This window comes from Pseudomonas sp. SB113, assembly GCF_040754745.1.
In the GTDB taxonomy this organism is placed as follows: Bacteria; Pseudomonadota; Gammaproteobacteria; order Pseudomonadales; family Pseudomonadaceae; genus Aquipseudomonas; species Aquipseudomonas grimontii.
The window spans coordinates 113,278-137,720 of the sequence record NZ_JBFMHW010000018.1 but is presented as its reverse complement, the minus strand read 5'-3'; the positions used below and the strand labels follow the sequence as shown (position 1 = coordinate 137,720).

The window sequence follows — 24,443 nt, the reverse complement described above, 5'->3', positions numbered from 1 at the left end:
TGCAGGGAATCGCAGGTTTTTGCCTCGCCCCATACCCTGCCTCCAGCCCGCTGCCTTGGCCGCGCTGGGTGGTCTGCAGGGGCGCAGAAAATGCGCCACGTTTAGCCCGCAGGCGTGGCGGGGGGACGAGCGCGCGCGCCGGGTGAAAACCGGGGTCGACAGCAGCCCCAGACCGGGAGCCCAACCCACGCGCCGGCACCCTCGACCAGCCACGCGCCCGCAGCGTCGCGCCACCTGCCGGCCGCTCGTCGTCTACCCCGCTGGGAGCCCCGTAAATACCGGCGCGCAGCCCCCTTAACGCTGGCTTGAAGTACCTGGAAGTGGTAGTGTTAACTGGGGTTTTTTACGTTGAAGAAGCCGCAAACTTCCGCGCGTAGAACCCAAAAAAAAGCCGCCTCATGGGCGGCTTTTTCGTGTGCGCTCGACAGTCAGTTGACAGCGGCAGGCAGCTCATACGGGTTGAAACGCACCACCTCTTCTCCGAGCCAATCGTTGATCTGCGCCAGTCGAGCCTGAACCGGCTCCAGCTCGTTGAGCGCCCACACCTGGGCGGCGTCGCGGATCGACCCGAACCCGCCCGCGTTCTGCGGCACGATACCCATGAGCTGGGGCGGAATGCGCAGCGCCGCCAGCAGATCGTCGCGGCTGATGTTCTTGATCGAGGCGAAGTCGTCCTTGGCCGCCACCTCGCTGATCGGGATCAGCTGCATACCATCCTTCTTGCCGCCCGGGGCGTACATGAACAGGTTGCGGAAGTTGCCGGGCCCCTTGCTGCTCTTCATCGCGTCGCGCAGGTTAGTGACGAAATCCTCGTTCTGTGCCGCGTCGGTCATGTAAAGAATGAACCCCGCGTGCGAGCCGTTCTGGTAATACTTGCGGCGGAAGAGCGTGGCCGACTCGTTGAGCAGCGCGCTCTGCAGGGACGCCAGCCACTCTGGCAGGCCGTAGACCTCCTGGTTGATATCCGCCTCACGCAGGTGGCAGACGCTACCAGTCTTGAACTCGTGCTCGTCCTTCCATCCGCGCACCTGGTAGTAGGTCACCAGGTCGGTACCGCGTCGCATGTACTTCGCCAGGCACGGTTTCAGGCCAAGCGCCTGGCGCAGCATGTTGTCGCGCTTCTCCAGGTACAGATTGCCGCACCACCCCCAGTCCATGACTATCTGCTCGAACGCCGCACGGCTCAGCAACCGGTGAGGGATAAAGGTGCGCGCCAGTGCGTTGCGCTTGAAGTTGAGCCCAGACTGCAGATAAACGCTCGCCTTCGTCGAGCGGGCCAGGCCGTCCAGGGATACTGGCGGCTCATACCACCGGCCATTGGCCCAGCACTCCAGATAGTCGAGGATCTCCCGACCATCGAGCACCGGCACCGGATCGCCGAAGGTGAAGGCCATCGACTGGCCACCCTGATCCTTGACCAGCAGCTCGCCTTCTCGCGCCTGGGTAGTTGCCGCCAGGTCCTGGCTGCGGCGGTTGCGATTCTTGCTCATCAGTAGATCTCCATGATGCCGGTGTTGGCCGCTGTCCGGCCCTCCAGCGGCTCGTTGTGCAATGCGTGAAAGAGCGCCCACGCCAGATCGGCGTGGCCGGTGCTGTCGTTGCGGCCCGCGACATAGGTGAACTGGCGTCCGCCTGGGGTGATGGTCTTGCGGATGGCCATGAGCGACTGCGCGATGTCGATCCAGCCGGCATCGAATTCAAGGCGACCCTTGCTGATCACGTCCCACGCCTTCATCACCAGGCGGGTCTTGACTTCGGGGTTGTAGGAAAACGTCTTCAGCGCCGGGAAGAACTGGCGCACCAACTGAGCAACGGCGCTACCGATGCCCGTTGTGTCGATCCCGATATAGGCCACGTTGTAGCGGCGGGTAACCTGCCGGATCGTTTCGGCCTGCGCGGAGAAGTCCATGCCCCGAAACTGGTGGCGCTCCAGTACACGGAACTTGCCACCAGCCACCAGCGGAGGTCCCACAACCACCAGGCCGGCAGAGTCGCCGCTCTCGGCGGGATCGTACCCAACCCAAACGGGCCGCTCGCCGAAGGGCCGCATCGCAAAGGGGCTGTAGTCTGGCCAATCCCAGCTTTCCACCATGCACGGCTGCAGCATCGACAGCGGGAAGATGCTCTGCCCGTCATCGACAAACTGGCACATCAGCAAGTTCTGGAAGGCCGCCGCGTCGTATTCCTCACGCAGTTCGTCCAGGTCAAACAGATCGCAGCCGCGTGCCTCCGCATCGAGGATGGTGACAATCTGGCGCCAGATGCGGTCCTCGCAGTACCGGCCCTGCTGCAGCGCCTCGTGACTCACGTCCAGCTGGATATGCTGGGCCGTTGGCTTGCCCTTGTTGAAGCGCTCGCCCGTCCAGTAGTTGTAGGCTGGGTGCGCCATGCTGCTGGGCGTCGAGAAGTAGGTCTTACGCCACTTCTTGTGCAGAGCCATACCCGAGGCCACTTTGTTGATCTCGGCGAAGCCATGGACCCAGAAGAACTCGTCGAAATAGAAGTTTCCGCTGCGACCCTGCGCCGTGCGGTAGTTGGTTCCTAGGAAGTGCAGCTCGGCGTTGTTCCACAGGACAATGGGGTCGCCACTCAGCTTTACCCCCAGCACTTCGTTGAGGAAGGACTGCATGTAGGTCTTGAACTGGTGCGCCTGCGCCTTGCTGGCCGACAGAAAAATCTGGTTGCGGCCCGTGGTGATAGCGTCTATCAGCGCCTCGCGGGCGAAGTAGAACGTCGCGCCTATCTGCCGGCTCTTCAGGATCATGCGGGTGCGCATGTTCCCCGCGCGGTGCCAGTCAAGCTGATAGTCGAAACAGCTGTCGCGGAACGCCTCGACCAGTGTCTCGATCTGCCCTTCGTCCAGCTCGTTGCGCTTGGGTGCCTTCTTGGGCCCCTCGTTTCGCTTGGCGATGTTCGGGTTGAGGTCCGTCTCGGTCCCGCCGTCCTGGTAACGCTGAATCCTGGCTTGCCGCTCCAACTGCCGATGTAACAGGTCGATTTCCTTGAAGTCACCGCCGGTCTTGCCGTCCTTGAGGATCAGCTGCACCAGACGCGCCTCCAGCGCCCCGCCGATCCGCTCAACGTTGTCCGCCCGGTCCCACTCGTCCCGTGTTTTCCAACTGTGCAGGGTCTTCTCTTTCTCGCTGAGATAATCGGCGATATCGGTGATGCGCCAGCCCGTCCAATACAGGAACTTGGCGTGGCGGCGTGGATCGGTGGTCGGCTGGGCGATTGCATTCATGACGCAGATGCTGCCGCTCACGCGCGCGAGCCCCTAACTCCGCGCCCTGTAGCGCGCCCCGCTACAAGCTCAGAGCGTTGCCGCGCGTTCCTCCACTGTCGACCATGCCCTCAACGCAACGGCAACCGCCGCCAACGCATCGAGGACAGCCCACATGGCCGCAAGCAACGCCCCCGCCCAGAAATTCCGCTCTAACTGGTTCCGTGTCGCCGTTGAAGGCGCCACCAGCGATAAGCGCAAGATCGAGCGCACTTGGCTGGAGCAAGCCGCCAAAAATTTCAGCCAGAACACCTATGGCGCCCGCGTATGGCTGGAACACTTCCGTAGCCTGCTACCGGACAGCCCTTTCAAAGCCTACGGCGACATCACGGCGGTCAAGACTGAAGAGGTTGAGATTGCCGGTCAGAAGAAGCTCGCCCTGTTCGCCCAGATCGAACCAACCCCTGAGCTGGTGGCCATGAACAAGGCCAAGCAGAAGATTTATACCTCCATCGAAATCGACGAGAGCTTCGCCGACAGCGGCGAGGCCTACATCGTCGGCCTGGCCGTGACCGATTCGCCAGCAAGCCTGGGTACCGACGTGCTCGCATTCTCTGCGCAGAAGCCAGACGCCAGCCCATTCAAGGATCGCCACTACTCCGCGACCTCGATGTTCACCGAGGCCCTGGAGGCTGAAATCAAATTCGAGGAAGTAGCAGAAACGGAAAACAAGGCCCTGGGCCTGTTTAACCGGGTCATGGATGCCCTCGGCAAGAGCAAGGACAAGTCTGTCAAGGATGACGCCCAATTCTCCGAGCTGACGGAAGCCGTTGAGGCGCTCGCCAACCACGCCAAGGACCAGGGCACAGCCTTCACCACCGAGCAGACCAAACTCAACACTCTGCAAACCGCCCACGAAAAACTGGCCGGCGAATTCGCTGACCTGCTCAAGCGCCTGGGTGACACCGAAGACCACAGCCAGCAGCACCGCCCACCAGCTACGGGCGGCGACGGCAAAGTGCTGACCAAGTTCTGACACCACCCAGCCCGCCCCCGGAGAACACCTAATGCGTAACGTAACCCGCCTCGCTTTCACCGCCCTGGCCGCGCAGATCGCTCTGCTCAACGGCGTTGCCAGTGCAACCGAGAAATTCAACGTCGCCCCCAGCGTTCAGCAGACGCTGGAAACTGCCATGCAGGAATCCAGCGCCTTCCTCAAGGCCATCAACCTGATCGGCGTCAACGAGCAAACAGGCGAAGCCCTGCTCGCCGGGGTCAATGGTCCCATCGCCAGCCGCACCAACACCGCAGCGGGCAACCGCCGCAACCCGGCCGACGTCTCCAAACTGACCAAGGACGTGTACGCCTGCAAGCAAACCAACTTCGACACCGCGTTCCCCTACGCGCTACTCGACGCCTGGGCCAAGTTCCCTGACTTTCAGGTACGCCTGACCAACGCCATCATCGAGCGCCAGTCCCTCGACCGCATCATGATCGGCTTCAACGGTACCAGTGCGGCATTGGCTACCGACCGCGCTAACAACCCCCTGCTGCAGGACGTCAACAAAGGCTGGCTGCAGAAGATCCGGGAAGGCGCCGCGGATCACGTTATGGACGAGGGCGCCGTCGCTGGCAAAGTTACCGTAGGCGGCACCAAAGTGATCAAGGTGGCCGGCGTCGACACCGGAATCGGTGGCGACTACCAGACCCTCGACGGCCTGGTGTTCGACGCTATCCAGATGCTCGCCCCGTGGCACCGCAGCCGTCCCGACCTGGTGGTACTGGTCAGCCGCGACCTGATGCACGAGAAGCTGCTCAAGGCCGTGGAAAAAGGCGCAGCCGCCAACCAGGAAGAGAACGCCGCACAGGAAATCGTCAGCCGCGCCCGTCTCGGCGGCCTGCCAGTGGTCGATGCCCCGTTTTTCCCGGAGGGAACCGTGCTGGTCACCTTCCTCAAGAACCTCTCCATCTACTGGCAGGAAGACGCCCGCCGACGCCACCTGAAAGACGAACCGGAGTACGACCGCATTGCTGACTACCAGTCCAGCAATGACGCCTACGTCATCGAGGACTTCGAGGCGGTTGCCCTGGTGGAGAACGTCGAGGCCATGACCTACCCAGCCCCGACTGAGGCATAAGCCATGGCCCTGACCCTTGCCCAACGCACCCAACTGCGCAAGCGTGCCGCCCAGGAGGCGGCGCGCACCGCGCCCGCCGCGCTTATGGATGGCCTCACCAGCTACGAGCTTATGCTCGCCAAGCTCCAGCAGGATCAACTGCGCCTCAAACAGGTCCAGTCGCAACAGAACAAGGCGAAGGTCAAGGCCGAGTTGCTCCCGGAATACGTGCCCTACGTCGACGGCGTCCTCGCCGCCGGCCAGGGTGCCCAGGACGACGTGCTGGTCACCATCATGGTCTGGCGCTTCGACGCGGGCGACTACGCCGGCGGCCTGGACATCGCCGAGTACGTCATCCGCCACAACCTGCAGACGCCGAACCGCTTCAACCGCACCACCGGCTGCCTGGTGGCCGAGGAAGTGGCAGAAGCCGCACTGACGGCCCAGAAGGCCGGCAGCGTATTCGCGCACGACATCCTGACCCGCACCGCTGTGCTCACCGCGGAACAGGACATGCCGGACGAAGCTCGCGCCAAGCTCACTCTCGCCCTGGGCCGTTCCACTCTGGTCGGCCTGGACGAGAACAACCCAGGCCAACCTGGCCAGATTCAGGCCGGCATTGACCTACTGAAAAGCGCCATCCAGCAGCACAACAGCTGCGGCGGCAAGAAAGACCTGGAGCGCGCTGAGCGCCTCCTCAAGAAACACGCTGGCCCTGCCAGCTAACCGAGCGGTCCCCCGCAACCCCGGCGGCTCGGGGTTGATCAGCAGGTTAACTCCTTGGCCTCGCTGTGATACCCCGACCACCGCCGACTTATTCAAGGCCTGAGCATGAGCGGATTTGCAGACCAGTACCTGTGCGCCTTCCGGCAGACACCTGCAGAGGCGGCACTACGTCAGGCCGCTGAACGCTATGTGAGCGAGGCAGAAGCCTACGACCGCATGGTCTGTACTGGCCCTATCGGCAAGGACGGCATCCTACCGGCCACCCCGCGCGAGCGCGCCCAGATAAATCGAAACGCTAATTTCCTGCTGACAAGGATTGCCGACGAGCATGCCCACCTGTTCAGCCGTAGTGAGCTGCTGCGCGAAATTGGCCGAGTTGATCGGCTGGGAGCGCCTGCATGAGCGGATTTATCGCGGGCGGCGACACCAGCGCCGCCTACCCGATCAGCAACGCGAACTTCTGGCCGGATATCGACGGCCAGCAACTGCGCGCCGCCATGCGTATCGACTCCAGCGTCACCGACGACCGTCTCGAAGTAGCCACCGTCAACGCCATGATCGAGGCCAACCGAGAGCTCGCCACCTACCGCGCCGCGCGCCAGGCCGAAGGCCATGCCACCCTGGCCGACGTGCCGGCCGAGCAGATCAAGGGCGAAAGCCAATGGCTGCACCTCTACCGTCGCGTCATCTACTGCGGCGCCCTGGCCGAGCTGATCGAGCGCTACAACAGCTTCGACGCCACCAACAGCGGCGAGCAGAAGGTCACAGAGGAAGAGAGCAGCCCCGACCAGCTGCGGCGCGACGCCCGCAAGGCCCTGCGCACCATCCTAGGCATCAGCCACGCCACCGTGGAGCTGCTCTGATGAACAAGCCCAAAGTCATCGACTGGAACGAAATTTCCCGCCTCGGTCTGCTGGAGCGAATCAACCGAGAAATCATGCACCCGCTGGGATACGCCGTTTGCCGTGAAGTCGAATCCGGCCGCTCTCCAGGTGCGCTCGTCTCCGAGGACGGCCCCTGGGTCTATCCCGACCAAGTCCAACAACAGGGGGGCGACTGATGGCCACCGTCATCGCCGCCCAAGGCGACACCGTCGACAGCCTCTGCTGGCACTACTACGGCCGCACTGCCGGCGTCACCGAGGCCGTTCTCGACGCCAACCCAGGCCTCGCTGACCTCGGCCCGGTCATCCCCCACGGCACCACCGTCATCCTGCCGGATGCCGCCCCTCAACCTGAACAGCGCCAAGTGGTGAACCTATGGGACTGATCTACCTCGCCGCCAACAAAGGGGAAGGCAGGCTCTTTAGCCGCCGGCCATTCGTGCAGCTCGCCCACTCTCTTCCACAGGACGCAAGGAATGTCACAGATGCCTGATCGCCCCGAAACCTGGGCCATGCTGCTCGCCTGGATGGAGCAGCACCACCCACTCATATATGCCGCAGTGCTCTCGGCGCTACTCGCCTCGGCCCGCTTCATCTATTCCGGCGGCAGCCTACGCCGTGCCCTGGGCGAAGGCTTCATCTGCGGCCTCATCACCCTGGCAGTGAGCAACGGCTTGGCCCTGTTCGGCATCCCAGAACAGTTCGCGCCCTTCTTCGGCGGCGTGGTCGGTCTGCTCGGCGCCGACTTCGTGCGCTCCAGTCTCAAACGCATCGCTACCCGCAAGGCAGACCAGCTATGACCGAAGCGCTCAAGCACGGCGACAAAGGCCTCGCCGTCCGCCGCCTGCAGCAACAACTCAACGCGCACGGCGCCCAACTGGCCACCGATGGCGACTACGGCGACGAAACCGAAAAGGCCGTCCGCGCGTATCAAGCCAAGATCGGCCTGGTGGTCGACGGCAAGGCCGGCGAGAAGACCCTCGCCGCACTGGCCGGCACCGACTGCAGCAAGCTGCTGCGCAATGCCACCCTCGCGGCAGCGGCTAAGCGCTTGGGCGTCGAGCTGGCCGCCATCTACGCCGTCAACGAGGTGGAGAGCGCCGGCTCCGGCTTCCTGGCCACCGGCAAGCCGAAGATCCTCTTCGAGCGCCATGTTATGCACCAACGCCTGGCCCTGCCGCGCGTCGAAGGTGACGACCAGGCCGCTCTGCGCCGCCACGCCGACGAGCTCGCCGCCCAGTATCCCGCCCTGGTCAACACCAAGCCCGGCGGCTACATCGGCGGCGCCGCGGAACACCAACGCCTGGCCCAGGCCCGCATGATCGACGCGCTCTGTGCCAACGAGTCGGCCAGCTGGGGCGCCTTCCAGATCATGGGCTACCACGCCGTGCGCCTGGGCTACGCCAGCGTCGACGAGTTCGTCCGGCTCATGAGCCAGGACGAGAACCAGCAGTTCGAGGCGTTCGTCCGCTTCATCGAGGCCGACCCGGCCCTGCTCAAGGCCCTCAAGGGCAAGAAGTGGGCAGCCTTCGCCAAGGCGTACAACGGCCCGGCTTACGCCCGTAATCTCTACGACGTAAAGCTCGAACGCGCCTACGAGCAGCACGCCAACTGTGGCTGCAGCAAGGAGGCGGCATGAACAAGGTAAAGAGCCAAGCGGAGCGTTTCCCATACAGCGAACTAGTTCAGCGAATGACAAGCCTGTCGCCCACCGGGGGGTGCGGAGCTGTTCTTCTGCCGGCCGGAACACCCATTGACCAGTGCCAAAAGATGGCCGATGCCCTCAAGCACGTAATGCCTGTACCGCCACTCGTTATCTGTGGCGACCTTCAGGTCCTCGATGAGGCAGACATGAATGCTGCCGGCTGGTACCGCAAATGACCACCCTCCGCCAGGCCCTCTACGGCGCAGCCCTGCTCGGCGCCCTGGCTCTTCTGCTTTGGGGCACCTACCAGCGCAGCGAGGCCGAGCAGGGGCGCACCGCCCTGGCCCAGGAGAGGCTGACCACCGTCAACGCCCGTATCGAGCGCGACGCCACCACCATCACCACCCTGCGCACCACCCTCGCTGATGAACGTCAGGCCCAGACCTCGCTGCAACAGACTGGCCAGGACCTACGCCGCGAGCTGGACGTCCGCAAGCAACAGATCAAGGAGTTGAAACGTGAAAACGCCGAACTACGCGATTGGGCTGCTGCTCAGTTGCCTGTTACTGCTCGCCGCCTGCGGCAGCGCCCAGCCATCACCGGAGCAGCCGCATATCGTGACTGGCTGTCCGGCCGTAACGCGCTGCACCCTGAGCGCGACTGATCCAGCCACCAACGGCGAGCTCCTCGACGACCAGGACATTACCGAGGCCGACTGGGCAGCCTGCGCCGCCAAGGTCGACATGGTCTACGAGTGCCAGCAGAAGGCAGCCAATCCATGAACAAACCCAACAGCCTCCGCGAGCACCTGCTCACCGCCGTCGCAGGCCTCAAGAAAAACCCAGACCGGATGCTCATCTTCATCGACGCCGGCAGCGTCCGCTGCACGGCGGCTAAGGGCCTGTCCTTTGAGTACACCTACACTCTGCAGGTCCTGCTTACCGAATTCGCCGGCCACCCGGACAGCGTGTTCATTCCGGTGCTGGAGTGGCTGCGCCGCCAGCAGCCGGAGCTGCTCACCAACCTGGAGCGCGGAAAGGATGCCATCGCTTTCGAGGCCGACATCCTGGACGGCGGCAAGGTCGATATGTCCCTCAAGCTGCCACTCACCGAGCGCGTCATCGTCAAACGCCTGGGCGATGGTAGCCTCGACATAAGCCACCCCGAAGAGCCGGACTTCGAGCTGTGACAGACAACCTCCACGCCCTGGAAGAGTGGGTCAGCCCGCTGCTCGCCAAGCTCTCCCCAGGCGAACGCCGCAAACTTGGCAACAACATCGGCCGCGAGCTGCGCCGCAATCAGCAAAAGCGCATCGCCGTCCAGCGCAACCCGGACGGCACCCCCTACGCCGCACGCAAGCCCCGCCAACTGCGCGGCAAGGTCGGCCGCATCAAGCGCCAGATGTTTACCCGTTTGCGCCAGGCTAAGTACCTGCGCCTGCAGAGCACCCCCAATACCATCGCCATCGCCTTCGCCGGTCGCGTCTCGCGCATCGCCCGTGTCCACCAGTACGGCCTGCGCGACCGCCCCGGGCGCGGCCAGGCCGACGTGCAGTACGACCGCCGTGAGCTGCTCGGCTTCACCGATGTCGACCTCGAAATGATCCGCGACCGCCTCTTGACCCACCTCACCGCCTGACCTCGCGCTGTAGCGCGCCCAGCTACAGCCCACGCCAAGTGCACCCCGCGCGCGCGAGCTGCAGCATCAGCGGCATGAACCAACTCGCCGAACTTGCCCGCCTCATCGAAAACCTCGTCCGTCTCGGCACCATCGCCGAGGTCGACGTCGCCAAGGCCCGTGTCCGCGTGAAATCTGGCGAAATCACCACCATCTGGCTGCCCTGGTTGGCACTGCGCGCAGGCACCTCTAAGGAATGGGACCCACCCACCGTCGGCGAGCAAGTCGTCCTGCTCAGCCCATCCGGAGTGCTCGCCCAGGGAGTCGCCTTGGTCGGCCTATTCAGTAACGCCAACCCGGCCAACGGCGACCGCGAGGGCCTGCATCGCCGTACCTATCCAGACGGCGCTGTTGTCGAGTACGACTTCGTTGCGCATGTGCTCCGCGCCATCCTGCCCGACGGCGGCGTCACTCACCTGGTCAGCACTGGCGGTATCCATATCGACGGCCCTATCACTCATAAAGGTGACTACACCCAGACCGGGAATCAGCAAGTTACCGGAACGGTGAACGTCAGCGAGGACGTCATCGCTGCCGACATCAGCCTGCGCAACCACCGCACCAAGGGCATCACCAAAGGCTCCGCCGTTTCGGAAGGGCCAACTCCATGATCGGCATGAGCACCAAGACCGGGCGCACCCTCCGCGACCGCCAGCACCTGGCTCAATCCATCGCCGACATCGTCACCACGCCGCTCGGCAGCCGCATCATGCGCCGGGAGTACGGCAGTCCGATGGCCGACCTCATGGACTGGCCGCTCAACAGCGCCACCCGCCTGCAAGCCTATGCCGCCATCACCATGGCCCTCATGCGCTGGGAGCCGCGCATCCGCCTCAGCCGCGTGCAACTCACCCCCACCGACGAACCGGGCGGCGCCGTACTGGACGTCGAGGGGACCGTCACCGACACCAACGAATCGCTCAGCCTGCGCGTACCGCTGAGCCTGGGGGCCTCCACATGACCACCACCTTTACCCCTATCGACCTCAGTCGACTGCCAGCGCCCGTCGTAGTCGAGCAGATCGACTACGAGGCGATCCTCGCCGAGCGCAAGGCATACGCCGTCAGCCTTTGGCCGGCCGATCAGCAAGCCGAGGTGGCCGCCACCCTCGCCCTGGAATCCGAGCCGCTCACCAAGCTGCTCCAGGAGAGCGCCTATCGCGAAACACTGCTCCGCCAGCGCGTCAACGAGGCCGCCCTTGCCGTGCTGCTGCCCTTCGCCCAGGGCGCGGACCTGGAGCAGATCGGCGCCCGCTTCAACGTCGCGCGCCTGGTCATCACCCCGGCCAACCCGTCCGCAGTGCCCCCGGTGGCGGCTGTTCTGGAAGAATATGAGAGCCTGCGCGAGCGCATCCAGATGGCCATGGAAGGTCTCAGCACCGCCGGCCCACGCAACGCCTACATCTTCCACGCTCGCAGTGCAGACGGTCGCGTCGCCGATGCTTCGGCGATAAGCCCGGCCCCGGCCGAGGTCGTCGTCACCGTACAGAGCTCCTTGGGCAACGGCACCGCAGCGTCCGATCTGCTCGCCGTGGTCGCCGCCTACCTTAGCGACGAGGACCGCCGCCCAGTAGCCGACCGCCTCACCGTGCAAAGTGTCCAGGTGCTGCCCTACTCTGTGGAGGCTGTGCTTTACCTGAACAGCTCCGGCCCCGAATCCGAGCCGGTCCGCTCCGCCGCCGAGGCCCGCCTTGCTGCACTAGTCAACGCTCGCCGCCGCCTTGGTCAGGAGGTCAACCGCTCCGCCCTGGATGCCGCCCTGCACATCGAGGGCGTCAAGCGCGTCGAGCTCCCCGGCTGGTCTGACGTCGTAGCTAGCCTCACCCAGGCGCCTTACTGCACCGCCTACAGCGTCAAGGTGGCCGAGTAATGATCCCGCGCCTGCTGCCTGGCAACGCCACCGAGCTGGAGCGCCTCGCCGCCCAGGCCTTGGCGCAGATCGAGCGCGTGCCCGTGCCGCTGCGCGACCTCTGGAACCCGGACGCCTGCCCCGTGGCGCTGCTGCCCTACCTGGCTTGGGCCTTCTCGGTCGACCGTTGGTCCCAGTCCTGGCCCGAGAGCGCGAAGCGCAACGCCATCAAGGCCTCCTACTTCATCCACTCCCGCAAGGGCACCATCGGCGCGTTGCGCCGCGTGGTCGAGCCGCTGGGTTATCTGATCGAGGTGGTGGAGTGGTGGCAGACCGTACCGGCAGGTGTGCCCGGCACGTTTGCCTTGAAGGTCGGCGTGCTGGACACCGGCATCACCGAGGAAATGTACCTGGAGCTGACCTGGCTGATTGACGACGCCAAGCCGCTCAGCCGCCCACTGACCGGCCTGGCTATCAGCCTCGAAAGCACCGGCACCGTGTACATCGGAGCATGCGTTTCCGAAGGCGACGAACTCAGCGTTTACCCACCGACCCAGCGCGATATCGACGTCAGCGGCGTGTACCGCATCGGTGGCCGCGAACACCACATTGACACGATGGACATCTACTCATGACCGACCAAAACAGTCAGTTCTTTGCGATTCTCACCGCCGTCGGTGAAGCCAAGCAGGCCAACGCCGCAGCCCTCGGCACATCCTGGACGTTCGCCCAGATGGCTGTGGGTGATGCCAACGGCACCGACCCTATCCCCAGCCGCACGCAAACCAAACTGATCAACGAGCGCCGACGCGCACCGTTGAACCAGGTGAAGGTGGATCCGACCAACGCCAGCGTGATCATCGCCGAGCAGATCATCCCCGAGAGCGTCGGCGGGTGGTGGGTACGGGAACTTGCGTTGTATGACGCGGACGGCGACATGGTCGCGGTCGCCAACTGCGCGCCAACGTTCAAGCCGCTGCTCACCCAGGGCTCTGGCCGGACGCAGGTGATTCGCATCAACCTGATCGTCAGCAGCACGGCGAACATTGAGCTGAAGATCGACCCTAGCGTTGTATTGGCAACCCGCGAGTACGTCGACACCGTGGTTGTAGAAGCGCTGTCGAAGCTGGACTACAAGCACTCGGTGCTGGTGGCCACCACAGCCAACATCGTGCTGAGCGGCATCCAGACAATCGACGGCGAGCTGTTGTCGGCCGGCGCTCGCGTACTGGTGAAGGACCAGGCCCAGGCCAAGGACAACGGCATCTACGTTGTTCCCCCAGCGGGCGTGTGGAAGCGTGCCCAGGATGCGGACGCCAGCATTGAAGTTACGCCTGGGCTGTTCGTCAGCGTAGAAAAGGGCATGGCCAACGGCGACAGCGTCTGGCAGTTGGTAACGGATGCGCCGATTGTCCTAGGTACCACTGCACTCGCCTTCGAATTGGTTGCCGGCCGCACGGGCATCAATGCAGGCGCTTACGGCAAGGTCACGGTCGACAAGTACGGACGCGTTATAGCAGGCACCAACCCAGATACTTTGGCCGGTCATGGAATTACAGACGGCTTGCAAAAAGGTTATGTCGGTTTGGGCGGAAAGATTGCCCCAGTTGGTGAAATTGAAAAGATCGACTTGGATGGAGGGTTTCATTCATTTGCGGCAGGTGATACGAATTTTGGTAATTACGTCTCTGTCTTGAAATTCCCTTACATCACTGACGATTACTGCGCCCAGCTAGGTTTCAAGTACGCCGGCGAAGAGCCTACGATTCTTGTTCGTTCGACCAGGTTATCGGGGCAGTGGGGCAATACGCGCACGTTGTGGCACAGCGGTAACTTTAATCCAGCAAGCTATATGACGTTGGTAAATGGGTACACCCGAACGCAAGTCGACGGTTTGCTCGCACCCAAGGCCAACTGGGCGATAACTCTGGCGGGTTACGGGATCGGCGACGCGTATACAAAGACACAGGTTGATAACCTTTTCGCTAACAAGGCCAATTGGGCGATAACTTTGGCGGGTTACGGGATCGGCGACGCGTATACAAAGACGCAGGTTGATAACCTTTTCGCTAATAAGGCCGCAAGCCAGGAAGAAGTTGATACCGGGAGCGCGGATAACAAATTTGTGACGCCCGCTAAGATGCGTTTTGGCTTCGCTTTCATCAAGGGTGGCGGCGGGGCCAATAACGCAATCGTGTTTCCGACGTGGCTTGGCGGATTAATGATCCAGTGGGGCGTGCACCTTGCCCAAGTGGCGGACGCGGAAACAGCCGTTACATTCCCGCTGGGCTTCAACATCATCCCCGCGTGCGTCAGCACCTTCGCTCATGACGGGGTGCTAACTCAGTCGACAGCAGCCTCGCAAGTACGTGCGCTGACATCTACGGGTTTCCAGTCCCGACGTGAAGACATTATCAACACTTCATCTTTCAGCGGTACAGCTTATATCCGCTGGATTGCTATCGGTTATTGAGGAAAAGCTATGAGTATTTGGGCAAAGTGGGTTGAAGAGGACCAACGTTTTGCTTTTGGTCTTGCCGACAATGGCGGGGTCGAAATTACCCGTGATAAGCACGCGCAGTTGCTTGAACAATGCGCGACGGGGAAAGTACTGAAACCTGGTAAAAAGGGCGAGCCGGTAGCCTTAGATCCCGTACCACCCTCATTGGAGGAGCATCAACGGCGCGAACGAGTTTGGCGAACAGGTGAGCTGTCTCGATATGAGTGGGTAGCTACACGTCATCGCGATGAGCAGGACATGGGCGCCACCACAACGTTGACGTCGCAGCAGTTCAACGATCTTTTGCAGTACCGGCAGGCATTGCGCGATTGGCCGTCGGCCGAAGTATTCCCCGAGACTGAACAGAGACCATCGCCCCCTACATGGTTGGCGGAACAGGTCCAATAACTCACGGTTCACCTGTACCCGCGCTCGCACAACCGGCGCGCGCGGCAGCCTGTGCACTGTCATTCCATCACCGCGCAGTTAACCTCCCATGCCCAGTTCAGACTATCTCCACGGCGTGCGGGTCATCGAACTCAACGACGGCACCCGCCCCATTCGCACCATCTCCACCGCAGTCATCGGCCTTTTTTGCACGACTGTCGCCGGCATCGGCAACAACGCCCGCTGATCTCCCCTCATCTGAAACAAGCCCCCAAGCCAGGGCTTTTCCTTGCGCCTGCTGTAGCGCGCCCCGTTACACCGCCCGCTGCTCGCCCCGCTTGCGCGCGCGCGTCACTCTCAAGGCTCACTGAAACGGCACCATGCCCACCAGGAGCAGCCCAATGGCAACCGACTACCATCACGGCGTTCGCGTCCTCGAAATCAACGGGGGCGCACGCCCTATTCGCACTATCGCCACCGCCGTGGTGGGCATGGTCTGCACCGGCAGCGATGCCGACGCGGCTACCTTCCCGCTCAACACCCCCGTCCTACTCACCGATGTGCTCACCGCTTCCGGCAAAGCCGGCGAGCTGGGCACCCTGGCCCGTAGCCTGGACGCCATCGCTGACCAGGCTAGCCCCGTCACCGTCGTGGTGCGCGTGGCCGACGGCGAAGGCGCTGACGATGCCGCAAAGGAAGCGAACCAAACCACCAAGATCATCGGCGGCGTCACAGCCGAGGGTCAGTACACCGGCCTCAAGGCCCTGCTGGCGGCCGAAGTGCAGCTCGGCGTGCGTCCCCGCATCCTGGGTGTGCCGGGCCTGGACAACCTCGCCGTCACAACCGAACTGGCGGCCATTGCCGAACAGATGCGTGCCTTTTCCTACGCCAGCGCGTGGGACTGCGAGAACGTCTCTGAGGCCATCGCCTATCGTGACGGCTTCGGCTCCCGCGAGCTCATGCTCATCTGGCCAGACTTCGTCAACTGGGACACCGCCACCAGTGCCAACGCACCGGCTTCGGCCGTCGCTCGCGCCCTGGGCCTGCGAGCCAAGATCGACGAACAAGTCGGCTGGCATAAAACCCTGTCCAACGTGCCGGTCAACGGCGTGTCGGGCCTGTCCAAGGACATCTTCTGGGACCTGCAGAACCCCGCCACCGACGCCGGCCTGCTCAACGCAGCCGAGGTCACCACCCTGATCCGTCGCGAAGGCTTCCGCTTCTGGGGCAACCGAACCACCAGCGCCGACCCGCTGTTCGCCTTCGAGAACTACACCCGCACCGCCCAGGTGTTGGCCGACACCATGGCCGAGGCCCACTTCTGGGCTGTGGACAAGCCCATGCACGCCAGCCTGGTCAAAGACATCATCGAAGGCGTGAACGCCAAGTTCCGCGAGCTGAAAACCGGCGGCTATCTCATCGACGGCCAGTGCTGGTTCGACCCAGCTGCCAACGACGCCAACACTCTTAAGGCTGGCAAGCTGTTCCTCGACTACGACTACACCCCGGTCCCGCCGCTGGAAAACCTGCTGTTCCGCCAGCGCATCACCGACCGCTACCTCATGACCTTCGCCGAGAGCGTCAGGGCCTGATCCCATTCACCCGCGCGGCCTCGGCTGCGCTGTAGGAGCGCCACACCATGGCCCTAGCCAAGAAGCTCAAGCACTTCAACCTGTTCAACGACGGTAACGTCTACGGCGGCATCGCCAAGACCGTCACTCTGCCCAAGCTGGCCCGCAAGATGGAGGCCTACCGCGGCGGCGGTATGGACGGCCCGGTCAAAGTCGATCTCGGCTTCGGCGATGACGGCATCGTCCTCGCCTGGACCCTGGGCGGCTGGGACCTGCTCGCCCTGCGCCAGTTCGGCGCGGTTCGTGCCGATGGAGTTGCTCTGCGCTTCGCCGGCTCGGTCCAGCGCGAAGACGACGGCCGCACTAGCTCCGTGGAAATCTTCGTGCGCGGCCGGCATGAAGAGATCGACTTCGGTGAGTCCACCCCGGGCGAAGACACCGAGCACCAGATCAACACCACCTGCACCTACTACAAGCTCACCGTCGACAGCGAAGTTATCATCGAAATCGACCTCCTGAACCTCGTGTTCATCGTCGACGGCGAAGACCTGCTTGCCGCGCACCGCAAGAACATCGGCCTCTAATCCGCTAGTCGCCGGCGCCCATGCCGGCATTCTCCCCTGAACCAAGGAGCACCACCTCATGCAGACCCCAGAAGCCAAGCACGACGACAGCACCACCGCTGCAGCGGCTGCACCGGCCCCAACCAAGAACCCCAACGAGGAAGTCATCGACCTCGACACCCCGATCATCCGCGGCGATCAGAAGATCGAGCAGGTAACACTGCGCAAGCCCATGAGCGGCGAACTGCGCGGCGTGACTCTGTCCGACCTAGCACAGATGGATGTGCTCGCCCTGCGCAAGGTACTCCCGCGCATCAGCACGCCCAGCCTCACCGACATCGAGGTCGGCCGCATGGACCCGGCGGACCTGTTCCAGTGCGGGCTGGCTGTTGCAAGTTTTTTGCTGCAGAAGTCGGCGAAGGAAGCTGTCCTCGTCGCGTAGAGGACGCCATGGCCGACCTGGCCATGGTCTTTCACTGGGGGCCGGCGGACTTGGACCCGTTGCCCCTGTCAGAACTGATGGAATGGCGCGAGCGGGCCAGAAGCCGCTGGGAGAAGAGCGATGGCCAATGATCTGAGAATGGAGGTAATCCTCCAGGCTATCGACCGCGCAACCCGCCCCATCCGCGCAGTGATGCAAGGAAGCGTCGGCCTCGGCCGTGCACTCAAGGAGTCCCGCGACCAGCTCAAGCAGCTGCAGGCAACACAGAACGATGTCAGCAGTTGGCAGCGCCTGCGCGCCATCAGTGCCAACACCGAAACAGCCCTCCAGGGCGCGCGTGATCGAGTGAAGGAACTCGGCCGCCAGATGGCCGCCACCGGCGTGCCGACCAAGCAGATGACAGCGGACATGCAAGCCGCAATCCGCGCCGCCTCCGATCTCAAGAAACAGCACCAGGGACAGCAGGCCGAGCTGCAGGGGCTGCGCAACAAGCTCAGCGCCGCTGGGATTAGCACGCGCAATCTCGTGCAGGGCGAGCGCGAGCTCCGCGACCGCATCGCCAATACCAATCAGCAGATCAGCGAGCAGACCCAGCGCATGCAGCGCTTGGCCGCCCAATCCAAACGCCTCGCCAACGCCCGCGCCCAGTACGATAAAACTCAACAACTTGCCGGCAGCATGGCCGGCGCCGGCGCTGGTGCCGCGGCTGCCGGGGCGGCAATGGGCGTACCCGTGCTAAGTATGGTCAAGGACTACATGAGCTTCGAGGACGCCATGTCAGGCGTCGCCAAGCAGGTATCAGGTGCGCGTGACGATAATGGCCAGCTCACCGCCACCTACTTCGAGATGGCCGATGCCATCAAGTCCATGGGCGAACGTATCCCCATGGCCACCACAGAAATCGCCGCGCTGGTGGAAGGTGCCGCGCGCATGGGCGTTCAGGGAAAAGACAACCTGCTTAGCTTCGCTAAGGTCGCCGCAAACGCCGCCACTGCTTTCGAGCTGCCGGCCGATCAGATCGGCGAGAACCTGGCGCGCATCGCCGACTTGTACAAGGTGCCAATCAAGAACGTGGACCAGCTCGGCGACGCCATCAACTACCTGGACGATAACGCCAAGTCCAAAGGCGCTGACATTATCGACGTCCTCCAGCGCACCGCTGGCGTCGCCGCCTCAGTCGGCATGAGCTACAAAGACGCCGCAGCCCTGGGCTCCACCTTCCTGAGTCTCGGCGCTACCGCCGAAGTCGCTGGCACCGCCACCAACGCGATGATCCGCGAGCTCGCCATCGCCACACAGCAGCCCAAGCGCTTCCAGGAGGGCCTGAAAGCGGTTGGACTTGAGGCCGAGGCGCTGCAGAACGGCATGGCCACCAATGCCACCGACACTCTGCAGAACGTGCTGAACGCCATCAACAAGCTGCCGAAAACCCAACAGCTCAGCGTCGCAACTCAGCTGTTCGGCAAGGAGTTCGGCGACGACGCATCCAAGCTCGCACAGAACATGGGCGAGTATCGCCGCCAGCTTGCCCTGGCCAACGACGAAGCGGGAAAAGGCTCCATGCAGCGCGAGGCTGACATCCGCGCTGAGCTGCTTTCGGCCCGTCTAGAGATGGCCAAGAACAGGGCGTTCAATCTCAGCTCCACCCTCGGCGAGACGTTGCGCCCGACCCTGATCGATCTGATCGAGAGCTTCAACAGCGTAGCCAGCCGTGTCACTGCATGGGTCAAGGCCAACCCTGCGCTCGCCGGGCAAATCCTCAAGACAGTGGCCGGCATCGCCGCGCTGGCTGCAGGCTTCGGAGCCGTCACTCTGGCCATGGCCAGCTTCCTCGGCCCATTCGCCATGCTGCGCTATGGCCTCACGTTCCTCGGCATCAAGAGCCTCACTGCTGTCACCGCCATCAAAGGCATGGGCAGCGCCCTGCTGTGGACCGGCAAGGCCGTGCTCTGGCTCGGCCGCGCGCTGCTGATGAACCCCATCGGTCTGGCGGTGATGGCCATCGCCACCGCCGCCTACCTGATCTACAAGTATTGGGACCCCATCAAGGCCTATTTCCTGGGCCTGTGGGCAGAGGTGAAGGAAGGCTTCAATGGCGGCTTCGCCGGCATCGCCGCGCTGATCCTCAACTTCTCCCCGCTGGGCCTGTTCTATCGCGCTTTCGCCGGTGTGATGAACTACTTCGGCGTCGAGATGCCCGGCAAATTCAGCGAGTTCGGCACCATGCTCATGCAGGGCATGGTGCAAGGCATCACCAACGGCCTGGCCGCCGTGAAAGGTGCCATCACAGGCGCCGCCGACAGCAGCATTACCTGGTTCAAGGAGAAGCTCGGCATCCATTCGCCGTCGCGCGTATTCGCCGAGTTGGGCGGCTACACCATGGCCGGGCTCGAGCAGGGGCTGACGAACAACCAGCAAGGGCCGCTGGCCGCCGTTAACAACATGGGTAAGCAAATGGCCGCAACCGGCGCCATTGGCTTCGGGGCTGCCGGCGGCGCCATCGCCATGGACAACCGCCCTCCGCTGTCGGCCAACGCGGGCAGCGGCATCGTTGTCCAGGGCGACACCATCGAAATCAACATCAGCGCCACCCCGGGCACCGACACTGACGGGCTGCGCAACATGCTCAACCAGCTGCTGGACGAACGCGAGCGCGCCAAAGCCGCCCGCATCCGCTCGCGCCTGGGCGACCAGGAGTAACCCACCATGATGATGACCCTCGGCATGTTCGTTTTCGGACTGCCCACTCTCGCCTACCAGGAGCTCCAGCGCACCACCGAATGGCGCCACTCCTCCACCAGCCGCATCGGTACCAACCCGGCCAGCCAGTTCCTGGGCCGCGGCGAGGACACCATCTCGCTACCCGGCACCCTGATGCCCGGCCTGGTCGGCTCGCCCCTCAGCCTCGACGTGCTGCGCAAGATGGCCGACACCGGCAAGGCCTGGCCCCTGATCGGCGGCACTGGCCGCATCTACGGCACTTGGGTTATCACCTCGATCAGCGAGACGCAGCAGGTCTTTTTCGAGGACGGCACACCTCGCCGCTACGAGTTCACCATCAGTCTCAAGCGCATCGACGACGGCCGCATCGACATGCTCGGCAGTCTCATCGGCTCGGTCGGCGGCATCCTGCGCGGCGCCCTCGGAGGCCTGCTGTGAGCCTGCTGAACCAGGCCGGCGAGCTGCTCGGCCAAGCCGCCCAAAAATACCGCGAGCTCACCGCCTACCCTCGGCCCATCTGCAAAGTGGTGGTCAACGGCAACGACATCACCGCCCTGCTGCTCGGCGGACAGCAGCCACGCCTGGTCAGCATCGAGCTCACCGACAACCGCGGACTGGAGGCCGACCAGCTCGACATCACCCTCAGCGACCACGACGGCCTGCTCGCCATCCCACCTCGGGGCGCCACCGTGCGTCTCTGGCTGGGCTGGGATGACACCGGACTTATAGACAAGGGCAGCTTCACCGTGGACGAAACCGAGCACAGCGGCGCACCGGACACACTCAGCATTCGCGCCCGCAGCGCTGACCTACGCGGCGGCCTCAAGGCCAAGAAAGAGCGCAGCTTCGACGCTACTACCCTGGGTACGGTCATCGGCGCCATCGCTACCGCTCAGGGCCTTATCCCCGTGGTCAGCGCTGTACTCGCTGGCATCGAGTTGCTGCACCTGGACCAGGCCAATGAGTCGGACGCCAACCTGCTCAGCCGCCTCGGCCGAGAACATGACGCCATCGCCACCGTGAAGGCCGACCGCCTGCTGTTCCTGCCCACGGGCAAGGCCACCACCGCCAGCGGCCTTGCCCTGCCCCACGTCACCCTCACCAGAGCAGACGGCGATCAGCACCGCTTCCTGCAGGCCGACCGCGACGCCTATTCCGGCGTCAAGGCCTATTACTACGAGGTCAACAGTGCGGAGAAGAAAGAGGCAATCGCCGGCGGCGGCGAGAACATTAAGGAATTGCGCCACAGCTTCACAGACCAGGCCAGCGCATTGCAGGCCGCCCGCGCAGAGTGGAATCGTCTGCAGCGCGGCACCGCCACACTCAGCTACACCCTGGCCAGGGGCCGCCCTGAGCTAATCCCGGATCAAACCTACAGCCTCACCGGCATCAAGGCGGAAATCGCCGCCATCATCTGGCTGGGCGGCAATCTGCGTCACAGCTTCACGCCCGACAGCCTCACCACCTCCATGGAGCTTGAGTCCCAGCTACCAGACGGCGACGAAGTGGGCGACTTGGCCGATGACGAAGGCGACTACACCGGCCTCGTAACCTGGTACCGCGACGAGAAGACCGGCCAGCAACATAAGGTCACCGAGGGCGACCAGACCAAGCCCCGCCGACTCACCCACCTCTACCAGAGCAAGGCATCTGCCAAGCGTGCGCTCGGTCGAGAGTGGAAGCGGATGCAGGAAAAACAAAAGACCCCGTAAAGGGGCCTTCTTGTATCAATCGGGCATTGAGCCCTTCGCAATCAGCCCCTCTAATGCCCGGCGGATGAACCACTGTTCATGCTCTTCTAACTGACGATAGAGTCTCATCAGCAGCCACTCTTCAGGGGTTAAGCACTGCTCCCCTGGCAACGCCGAATTCAGTTCATCCGGACGGTCAACCTCTATCGTTTCCAACAACATCTGCTTACTCCTTCATTGGCAGAACTCCGACGGTAATGCCAATTCCAAATATGCAAGCAGGGCTACTTTAGCCGTTGTTCACTAGGTCTCCACCAGCCGCTTTAATGGCTTCAAGCAGCCTGATTTGCCCCTTGTCCGTCATGTAAGCATCTTCGAACTTAGGAGCCCAGTTATCCAACTGGATGGTGCCGGCCTGCTCGGGGCGCACCAGATCCTCCGCCGACTGCACCTTCAGGAAGGTGCCGGCAGCCTTGAGCGCCTGGGCGCGCGTGACAGTGATTGAAAGGGAAGGTTTGCTCAGCACCTTAGAAGTCTGTTCGCGGATGTTGACCTCTCGCGGCACCGCAACCGACGTCACCTTGTCGGCATCTGTATGGACCAACGTGCGATAAACGCCGTAAAGGGCAGCACGCCGAATCTCTCGCGCGTTGTTTTCAGGCAGATCGCCCGGAACTATCGATGGAGTCAGCTGAATCTTTAGCGGCTCGGTGGATAGCACCTTGAAAGTTCCGTTCTCCGCCGAATAGTCGCCCAGGTCTTCGATCATCTCGCCGACCGTGACGAACTGGAGTGGCTTCAAGTCGGCAGCAAGCACCTGGCCGACTGGTGCCAGAGTAAGCACGACCGTGGCGGTGACAAGGGAGCGGCGCAAACGCGAAAGCCAGGCAGGAGTCTGGTAATCCTTGAAATCCATTTCTAGATCCTTCTTTGCTAAGTGGTTTTGCTGACTGCAGACAGCCCCGCAGCCATACGTGTAAGCGTGTCCTGGTCGGATTCAGTAAGCGTGCGGAAGGCCTCAAGGAGGCTCGTTTCCATGGGACTCAACGAGCCAGCAGCAGCCAGCAGTCTGACGCCCGTTACGACGAAAAGTACATCAACACCGTGAACCGAAATCGCCGACAGGTAGTTGAGGTCAGGGGTGCGTTCGTTCTTCTCGTAGCTCCCCTGAGTGTTTCGATTTACGCCACCAAGCTGCGCAAATTCTTCCTGTTTTAAGCCCAGCCGCGAGCGCTCTTCGCGCAGGCGCTCACCTGCACTCAATGAGGGTAAATCCGAGGATGCACAATTCTTCAAGCAAAATGCCTTTACAAGCCCAAGTAGTTGGGCATAATGAAGCTCACATGAACACGATTGAACACATAGGAACACTATGCCTGCCCCCCTCACACCCGATCAAGTCCGCGAGCAGATGGACCGCCAAGGCGTGTCCATTGCCGACTTCAGCCGCAAGCATCGTCTGAACAAGAATTTGGTCAGCGATCTGTTGAACGGCCGAAAGAAAGGCAAACGCGGTGAAGCCCACCGTGCTGCCGTATTGCTCGGCATCAAGGAGGGCACGGTCGCACAGTAGTGCGGCCGGCTCAGGGGGGAAACGAGAACATGAAACGTCCGATTCTTGATAGCCGCCGCAAGGCCGTAATGTCTGCCGTCGCCTCCTTTCCTGGTGGCCGCGAGTGCGCCGCCACCCACCTGGGGCTGGATCTCAAGCAGTTCGATAACAAGCTGTACGAGAACACTGGCCACCGGCCGCTGACCGACGAGCAGGTCCGCCAGTTAGAGCGCGTAGGCGGCACCAGCTTCCTGCCCGACTACCTGTCAGGTCTCTACAGCGGCGTTTTCGTCCCCATGCCGGAGGACACCCCGCTCGATAACCTGGACCTCTACCAGCGCTCCCTGGTCACCGACGTGGCCGAGGGCAAGGTCGACCAGATCATTGCTAAGGCCTTGGCCGACGGCCGCCTAGAAGAGGCCGAGCTCGCCGACATCATCGCTGCCCACCGCGCGCACATTGCCGCCAGGCATGCCGAGGTGGGGGCCGTTATCACGTTGCACCGGAAAATCCCGGGCAATCAGGAACAGTAGTTGGCGCACGAAGCGTCGCATTTTTCGGCTTCGGCCAATGCCGCACTCGCGGCGGGGAGAATTCATGAGCACCAATCACGGCGGCGGTTACAAGTGTCTGTGTCCGGCCTGCGGCAGCCGGATGCGTATCCGCAATTCGGAAGAGCAAACACCCATCTTCAAGACCATGTATGGCGAATGCACCAACCTGGGATGCGGCGCCACCTATGGCGGCTCCCTATCGTGGGAGTACGAGCTAACCACCTCGGGCCTGGACCGGCCCCGGGTCCGTCTCCCGGTTGCCCCCTCGGTAAAACGCAGGCAAGCCATCCGCGACAGCGCCGAGAAGACCAACCAACTCGACATTTTCACCGTCCTGGAGGCCTAA

At 63.0% G+C, this 24,443-nt stretch carries 36 protein-coding genes; 31 read left to right on the top strand and 5 right to left on the bottom strand.

The genetic code is table 11. From position 1 onward, the window contains the following. Window positions 1–428: 428 nt before the first annotated feature. Window positions 429–1,490: a phage portal protein gene (locus AB1462_RS22475; protein WP_099169260.1), complete on the bottom strand. Its 1,062-nt coding sequence runs from the start codon at window positions 1,488–1,490 to the stop codon at window positions 429–431. Next, window positions 1,490–3,241 (bottom strand): terminase ATPase subunit family protein, encoded by a 1,752-nt coding sequence (locus AB1462_RS22470; RefSeq protein ID WP_169901111.1) that lies wholly within the window; start codon window positions 3,239–3,241, stop codon window positions 1,490–1,492. Before AB1462_RS22470 ends, AB1462_RS22475 begins: the two co-directional genes overlap by 1 nt. Window positions 3,242–3,395: 154 nt before the next feature. Between AB1462_RS22470 and AB1462_RS22465 the strand changes: the two genes are divergently transcribed. The 28 genes from AB1462_RS22465 (at window position 3,396) to AB1462_RS22330 (ending at window position 22,012) form a co-directional block, all read left to right on the top strand. Then, window positions 3,396–4,256 (top strand): GPO family capsid scaffolding protein, encoded by an 861-nt coding sequence (locus AB1462_RS22465; protein WP_169901096.1) that lies wholly within the window; start codon window positions 3,396–3,398, stop codon window positions 4,254–4,256. A gap of 31 nt (window positions 4,257–4,287) precedes the next feature. Beyond that, window positions 4,288–5,358 carry a phage major capsid protein, P2 family gene (locus AB1462_RS22460; protein WP_367247962.1) on the top strand — a complete coding sequence of 357 codons (1,071 nt, stop codon included), beginning with the start codon at window positions 4,288–4,290 and terminating at the stop codon, window positions 5,356–5,358. Window positions 5,359–5,361: 3 nt separating this feature from the next. Further along, window positions 5,362–6,063 carry a phage terminase small subunit gene (gene gpM, locus AB1462_RS22455; RefSeq protein WP_367247961.1) on the top strand — a complete coding sequence of 234 codons (702 nt, stop codon included), beginning with the start codon at window positions 5,362–5,364 and terminating at the stop codon, window positions 6,061–6,063. 105 nt (window positions 6,064–6,168) lie between these two features. Beyond that, on the top strand, window positions 6,169–6,465 hold the full coding sequence (locus tag AB1462_RS22450) for a hypothetical protein (RefSeq protein WP_367247960.1): 297 nt from the start codon (window positions 6,169–6,171) through the stop codon (window positions 6,463–6,465). Continuing rightward, a complete protein-coding gene (locus tag AB1462_RS22445; protein ID WP_126585324.1) occupies window positions 6,462–6,926 on the top strand; it encodes a head completion/stabilization protein in 465 nt (154 codons plus the stop codon). Before AB1462_RS22450 ends, AB1462_RS22445 begins: the two co-directional genes overlap by 4 nt. Further along, the gene (locus AB1462_RS22440; protein WP_099169266.1) at window positions 6,926–7,123 is read left to right on the top strand and encodes a hypothetical protein; all 198 of its coding nucleotides are present in this window, start codon (window positions 6,926–6,928) and stop codon (window positions 7,121–7,123) included. The genes AB1462_RS22445 and AB1462_RS22440 overlap by 1 nt, the downstream gene beginning before the upstream one ends. Further along, on the top strand, window positions 7,123–7,332 hold the full coding sequence (locus tag AB1462_RS22435) for a tail protein X (protein WP_126585323.1): 210 nt from the start codon (window positions 7,123–7,125) through the stop codon (window positions 7,330–7,332). The genes AB1462_RS22440 and AB1462_RS22435 overlap by 1 nt, the downstream gene beginning before the upstream one ends. A 99-nt stretch (window positions 7,333–7,431) precedes the next feature. Then, window positions 7,432–7,746, top strand: a complete 315-nt coding sequence (locus AB1462_RS22430) for a phage holin, lambda family (RefSeq protein ID WP_019817924.1) — start codon at window positions 7,432–7,434, stop codon at window positions 7,744–7,746. After that, a complete protein-coding gene (locus tag AB1462_RS22425; RefSeq protein ID WP_367247959.1) occupies window positions 7,743–8,585 on the top strand; it encodes an N-acetylmuramidase domain-containing protein in 843 nt (280 codons plus the stop codon). Before AB1462_RS22430 ends, AB1462_RS22425 begins: the two co-directional genes overlap by 4 nt. Then, entirely contained in the window at window positions 8,582–8,827 is a 246-nt protein-coding gene (locus AB1462_RS22420; RefSeq protein ID WP_367247958.1) for a hypothetical protein, read from the top strand. Before AB1462_RS22425 ends, AB1462_RS22420 begins: the two co-directional genes overlap by 4 nt. After that, window positions 8,824–9,255 carry an Rz-like lysis system protein LysB gene (gene lysB, locus AB1462_RS22415; RefSeq protein ID WP_367247957.1) on the top strand — a complete coding sequence of 144 codons (432 nt, stop codon included), beginning with the start codon at window positions 8,824–8,826 and terminating at the stop codon, window positions 9,253–9,255. The genes AB1462_RS22420 and lysB overlap by 4 nt, the downstream gene beginning before the upstream one ends. Then, complete coding sequence (gene lysC / locus AB1462_RS22410) at window positions 9,152–9,373, top strand: Rz1-like lysis system protein LysC (protein ID WP_367247965.1); 222 nt, start codon at window positions 9,152–9,154, stop codon at window positions 9,371–9,373. Before lysB ends, lysC begins: the two co-directional genes overlap by 104 nt. Continuing rightward, complete coding sequence (locus AB1462_RS22405) at window positions 9,370–9,780, top strand: phage tail protein (RefSeq protein WP_019817920.1); 411 nt, start codon at window positions 9,370–9,372, stop codon at window positions 9,778–9,780. Before lysC ends, AB1462_RS22405 begins: the two co-directional genes overlap by 4 nt. Further along, window positions 9,777–10,229, top strand: a complete 453-nt coding sequence (locus AB1462_RS22400) for a phage virion morphogenesis protein (RefSeq protein WP_099169271.1) — start codon at window positions 9,777–9,779, stop codon at window positions 10,227–10,229. The genes AB1462_RS22405 and AB1462_RS22400 overlap by 4 nt, the downstream gene beginning before the upstream one ends. Window positions 10,230–10,303: 74 nt before the next feature. Beyond that, a complete protein-coding gene (locus AB1462_RS22395) occupies window positions 10,304–10,879 on the top strand; it encodes a phage baseplate assembly protein V (RefSeq protein ID WP_367247956.1) in 576 nt (191 codons plus the stop codon). Continuing rightward, complete coding sequence (locus tag AB1462_RS22390) at window positions 10,876–11,229, top strand: GPW/gp25 family protein (RefSeq protein WP_367247955.1); 354 nt, start codon at window positions 10,876–10,878, stop codon at window positions 11,227–11,229. Before AB1462_RS22395 ends, AB1462_RS22390 begins: the two co-directional genes overlap by 4 nt. Continuing rightward, window positions 11,226–12,137 carry a baseplate J/gp47 family protein gene (locus AB1462_RS22385; RefSeq protein ID WP_367247954.1) on the top strand — a complete coding sequence of 304 codons (912 nt, stop codon included), beginning with the start codon at window positions 11,226–11,228 and terminating at the stop codon, window positions 12,135–12,137. Before AB1462_RS22390 ends, AB1462_RS22385 begins: the two co-directional genes overlap by 4 nt. Beyond that, window positions 12,137–12,751 (top strand): phage tail protein I, encoded by a 615-nt coding sequence (locus AB1462_RS22380; RefSeq protein WP_367247953.1) that lies wholly within the window; start codon window positions 12,137–12,139, stop codon window positions 12,749–12,751. The genes AB1462_RS22385 and AB1462_RS22380 overlap by 1 nt, the downstream gene beginning before the upstream one ends. Continuing rightward, a complete protein-coding gene (locus AB1462_RS22375; protein ID WP_367247952.1) occupies window positions 12,748–14,589 on the top strand; it encodes a phage tail protein in 1,842 nt (613 codons plus the stop codon). Before AB1462_RS22380 ends, AB1462_RS22375 begins: the two co-directional genes overlap by 4 nt. 9 nt (window positions 14,590–14,598) lie before the next feature. After that, the gene (locus tag AB1462_RS22370; RefSeq protein ID WP_367247951.1) at window positions 14,599–15,024 is read left to right on the top strand and encodes a phage tail protein; all 426 of its coding nucleotides are present in this window, start codon (window positions 14,599–14,601) and stop codon (window positions 15,022–15,024) included. Between the two features lie 88 nt (window positions 15,025–15,112). Beyond that, a complete protein-coding gene (locus AB1462_RS22365; RefSeq protein ID WP_273866313.1) occupies window positions 15,113–15,250 on the top strand; it encodes a hypothetical protein in 138 nt (45 codons plus the stop codon). Between the two features lie 154 nt (window positions 15,251–15,404). Beyond that, window positions 15,405–16,595: a phage tail sheath protein gene (locus tag AB1462_RS22360; RefSeq protein ID WP_367247950.1), complete on the top strand. Its 1,191-nt coding sequence runs from the start codon at window positions 15,405–15,407 to the stop codon at window positions 16,593–16,595. A 47-nt stretch (window positions 16,596–16,642) separates the two neighbouring features. Next, window positions 16,643–17,158, top strand: coding sequence for a phage major tail tube protein (locus AB1462_RS22355; RefSeq protein WP_367247949.1), 516 nt, complete (start codon window positions 16,643–16,645; stop codon window positions 17,156–17,158). A gap of 58 nt (window positions 17,159–17,216) precedes the next feature. Further along, window positions 17,217–17,579: a phage tail assembly protein gene (locus AB1462_RS22350; RefSeq protein ID WP_099169280.1), complete on the top strand. Its 363-nt coding sequence runs from the start codon at window positions 17,217–17,219 to the stop codon at window positions 17,577–17,579. Between the two features lie 8 nt (window positions 17,580–17,587). Further along, window positions 17,588–17,710 carry a GpE family phage tail protein gene (locus tag AB1462_RS22345; protein ID WP_010213954.1) on the top strand — a complete coding sequence of 41 codons (123 nt, stop codon included), beginning with the start codon at window positions 17,588–17,590 and terminating at the stop codon, window positions 17,708–17,710. 7 nt (window positions 17,711–17,717) lie between these two features. Further along, a complete protein-coding gene (locus AB1462_RS22340; RefSeq protein ID WP_367247948.1) occupies window positions 17,718–20,279 on the top strand; it encodes a phage tail tape measure protein in 2,562 nt (853 codons plus the stop codon). Window positions 20,280–20,285: 6 nt separating this feature from the next. After that, on the top strand, window positions 20,286–20,738 hold the full coding sequence (locus AB1462_RS22335; RefSeq protein ID WP_367247947.1) for a phage tail protein: 453 nt from the start codon (window positions 20,286–20,288) through the stop codon (window positions 20,736–20,738). Continuing rightward, the gene (locus tag AB1462_RS22330) at window positions 20,735–22,012 is read left to right on the top strand and encodes a phage late control D family protein (RefSeq protein WP_367247946.1); all 1,278 of its coding nucleotides are present in this window, start codon (window positions 20,735–20,737) and stop codon (window positions 22,010–22,012) included. Before AB1462_RS22335 ends, AB1462_RS22330 begins: the two co-directional genes overlap by 4 nt. A 15-nt stretch (window positions 22,013–22,027) precedes the next feature. Here the strand turns inward: AB1462_RS22330 and AB1462_RS22325 are convergent, their stop codons facing one another. The 3 genes from AB1462_RS22325 to AB1462_RS22315 form a co-directional block, all read right to left on the bottom strand. Further along, a complete protein-coding gene (locus tag AB1462_RS22325) occupies window positions 22,028–22,213 on the bottom strand; it encodes a hypothetical protein (protein WP_367247945.1) in 186 nt (61 codons plus the stop codon). 67 nt (window positions 22,214–22,280) lie between these two features. Then, complete coding sequence (locus AB1462_RS22320) at window positions 22,281–22,907, bottom strand: hypothetical protein (RefSeq protein ID WP_367247944.1); 627 nt, start codon at window positions 22,905–22,907, stop codon at window positions 22,281–22,283. 17 nt (window positions 22,908–22,924) lie between these two features. Continuing rightward, a complete protein-coding gene (locus AB1462_RS22315) occupies window positions 22,925–23,254 on the bottom strand; it encodes a helix-turn-helix domain-containing protein (RefSeq protein WP_367247943.1) in 330 nt (109 codons plus the stop codon). A gap of 109 nt (window positions 23,255–23,363) precedes the next feature. Between AB1462_RS22315 and AB1462_RS22310 the strand changes: the two genes are divergently transcribed. The 3 genes from AB1462_RS22310 to AB1462_RS22300 all read left to right on the top strand — a co-directional run bounded on the left by AB1462_RS22310 (window position 23,364) and on the right by AB1462_RS22300 (window position 24,443). Next, window positions 23,364–23,564, top strand: coding sequence for a DNA-binding protein (locus AB1462_RS22310; RefSeq protein ID WP_019817902.1), 201 nt, complete (start codon window positions 23,364–23,366; stop codon window positions 23,562–23,564). Between the two features lie 29 nt (window positions 23,565–23,593). Next, entirely contained in the window at window positions 23,594–24,076 is a 483-nt protein-coding gene (locus tag AB1462_RS22305) for a YmfL family putative regulatory protein (protein ID WP_367247942.1), read from the top strand. A gap of 64 nt (window positions 24,077–24,140) precedes the next feature. Further along, complete coding sequence (locus AB1462_RS22300) at window positions 24,141–24,443, top strand: ogr/Delta-like zinc finger family protein (RefSeq protein WP_367247941.1); 303 nt, start codon at window positions 24,141–24,143, stop codon at window positions 24,441–24,443.

Excerpts from the sequence above, each read along its gene's own strand:
- AB1462_RS22475 (WP_099169260.1), bottom strand. The coding sequence starts at position 1,490 with ATGAGCAAGAATCGCAACCGCCGCAGCCAGGACCTGGCGGCAACTACC.
- AB1462_RS22470 (WP_169901111.1), bottom strand. The coding sequence starts at position 3,241 with ATGAATGCAATCGCCCAGCCGACCACCGATCCACGCCGCCACGCCAAG.
- AB1462_RS22465 (WP_169901096.1), top strand. The coding sequence starts at position 3,396 with ATGGCCGCAAGCAACGCCCCCGCCCAGAAATTCCGCTCTAACTGGTTC.
- AB1462_RS22460 (WP_367247962.1), top strand. The coding sequence starts at position 4,288 with ATGCGTAACGTAACCCGCCTCGCTTTCACCGCCCTGGCCGCGCAGATC.
- gpM (WP_367247961.1), top strand. The coding sequence starts at position 5,362 with ATGGCCCTGACCCTTGCCCAACGCACCCAACTGCGCAAGCGTGCCGCC.
- AB1462_RS22450 (WP_367247960.1), top strand. The coding sequence starts at position 6,169 with ATGAGCGGATTTGCAGACCAGTACCTGTGCGCCTTCCGGCAGACACCT.
- AB1462_RS22445 (WP_126585324.1), top strand. The coding sequence starts at position 6,462 with ATGAGCGGATTTATCGCGGGCGGCGACACCAGCGCCGCCTACCCGATC.
- AB1462_RS22440 (WP_099169266.1), top strand. The coding sequence starts at position 6,926 with ATGAACAAGCCCAAAGTCATCGACTGGAACGAAATTTCCCGCCTCGGT.
- AB1462_RS22435 (WP_126585323.1), top strand. The coding sequence starts at position 7,123 with ATGGCCACCGTCATCGCCGCCCAAGGCGACACCGTCGACAGCCTCTGC.
- AB1462_RS22430 (WP_019817924.1), top strand. The coding sequence starts at position 7,432 with ATGCCTGATCGCCCCGAAACCTGGGCCATGCTGCTCGCCTGGATGGAG.
- AB1462_RS22425 (WP_367247959.1), top strand. The coding sequence starts at position 7,743 with ATGACCGAAGCGCTCAAGCACGGCGACAAAGGCCTCGCCGTCCGCCGC.
- AB1462_RS22420 (WP_367247958.1), top strand. The coding sequence starts at position 8,582 with ATGAACAAGGTAAAGAGCCAAGCGGAGCGTTTCCCATACAGCGAACTA.
- lysB (WP_367247957.1), top strand. The coding sequence starts at position 8,824 with ATGACCACCCTCCGCCAGGCCCTCTACGGCGCAGCCCTGCTCGGCGCC.
- AB1462_RS22405 (WP_019817920.1), top strand. The coding sequence starts at position 9,370 with ATGAACAAACCCAACAGCCTCCGCGAGCACCTGCTCACCGCCGTCGCA.
- AB1462_RS22395 (WP_367247956.1), top strand. The coding sequence starts at position 10,304 with ATGAACCAACTCGCCGAACTTGCCCGCCTCATCGAAAACCTCGTCCGT.
- AB1462_RS22390 (WP_367247955.1), top strand. The coding sequence starts at position 10,876 with ATGATCGGCATGAGCACCAAGACCGGGCGCACCCTCCGCGACCGCCAG.
- AB1462_RS22385 (WP_367247954.1), top strand. The coding sequence starts at position 11,226 with ATGACCACCACCTTTACCCCTATCGACCTCAGTCGACTGCCAGCGCCC.
- AB1462_RS22380 (WP_367247953.1), top strand. The coding sequence starts at position 12,137 with ATGATCCCGCGCCTGCTGCCTGGCAACGCCACCGAGCTGGAGCGCCTC.
- AB1462_RS22375 (WP_367247952.1), top strand. The coding sequence starts at position 12,748 with ATGACCGACCAAAACAGTCAGTTCTTTGCGATTCTCACCGCCGTCGGT.
- AB1462_RS22370 (WP_367247951.1), top strand. The coding sequence starts at position 14,599 with ATGAGTATTTGGGCAAAGTGGGTTGAAGAGGACCAACGTTTTGCTTTT.
- AB1462_RS22365 (WP_273866313.1), top strand. The coding sequence starts at position 15,113 with ATGCCCAGTTCAGACTATCTCCACGGCGTGCGGGTCATCGAACTCAAC.
- AB1462_RS22360 (WP_367247950.1), top strand. The coding sequence starts at position 15,405 with ATGGCAACCGACTACCATCACGGCGTTCGCGTCCTCGAAATCAACGGG.
- AB1462_RS22355 (WP_367247949.1), top strand. The coding sequence starts at position 16,643 with ATGGCCCTAGCCAAGAAGCTCAAGCACTTCAACCTGTTCAACGACGGT.
- AB1462_RS22350 (WP_099169280.1), top strand. The coding sequence starts at position 17,217 with ATGCAGACCCCAGAAGCCAAGCACGACGACAGCACCACCGCTGCAGCG.
- AB1462_RS22345 (WP_010213954.1), top strand. The coding sequence starts at position 17,588 with ATGGCCGACCTGGCCATGGTCTTTCACTGGGGGCCGGCGGACTTGGAC.
- AB1462_RS22340 (WP_367247948.1), top strand. The coding sequence starts at position 17,718 with ATGGAGGTAATCCTCCAGGCTATCGACCGCGCAACCCGCCCCATCCGC.
- AB1462_RS22335 (WP_367247947.1), top strand. The coding sequence starts at position 20,286 with ATGATGATGACCCTCGGCATGTTCGTTTTCGGACTGCCCACTCTCGCC.
- AB1462_RS22325 (WP_367247945.1), bottom strand. The coding sequence starts at position 22,213 with ATGTTGTTGGAAACGATAGAGGTTGACCGTCCGGATGAACTGAATTCG.
- AB1462_RS22320 (WP_367247944.1), bottom strand. The coding sequence starts at position 22,907 with ATGGATTTCAAGGATTACCAGACTCCTGCCTGGCTTTCGCGTTTGCGC.
- AB1462_RS22310 (WP_019817902.1), top strand. The coding sequence starts at position 23,364 with ATGCCTGCCCCCCTCACACCCGATCAAGTCCGCGAGCAGATGGACCGC.
- AB1462_RS22305 (WP_367247942.1), top strand. The coding sequence starts at position 23,594 with ATGAAACGTCCGATTCTTGATAGCCGCCGCAAGGCCGTAATGTCTGCC.
- AB1462_RS22300 (WP_367247941.1), top strand. The coding sequence starts at position 24,141 with ATGAGCACCAATCACGGCGGCGGTTACAAGTGTCTGTGTCCGGCCTGC.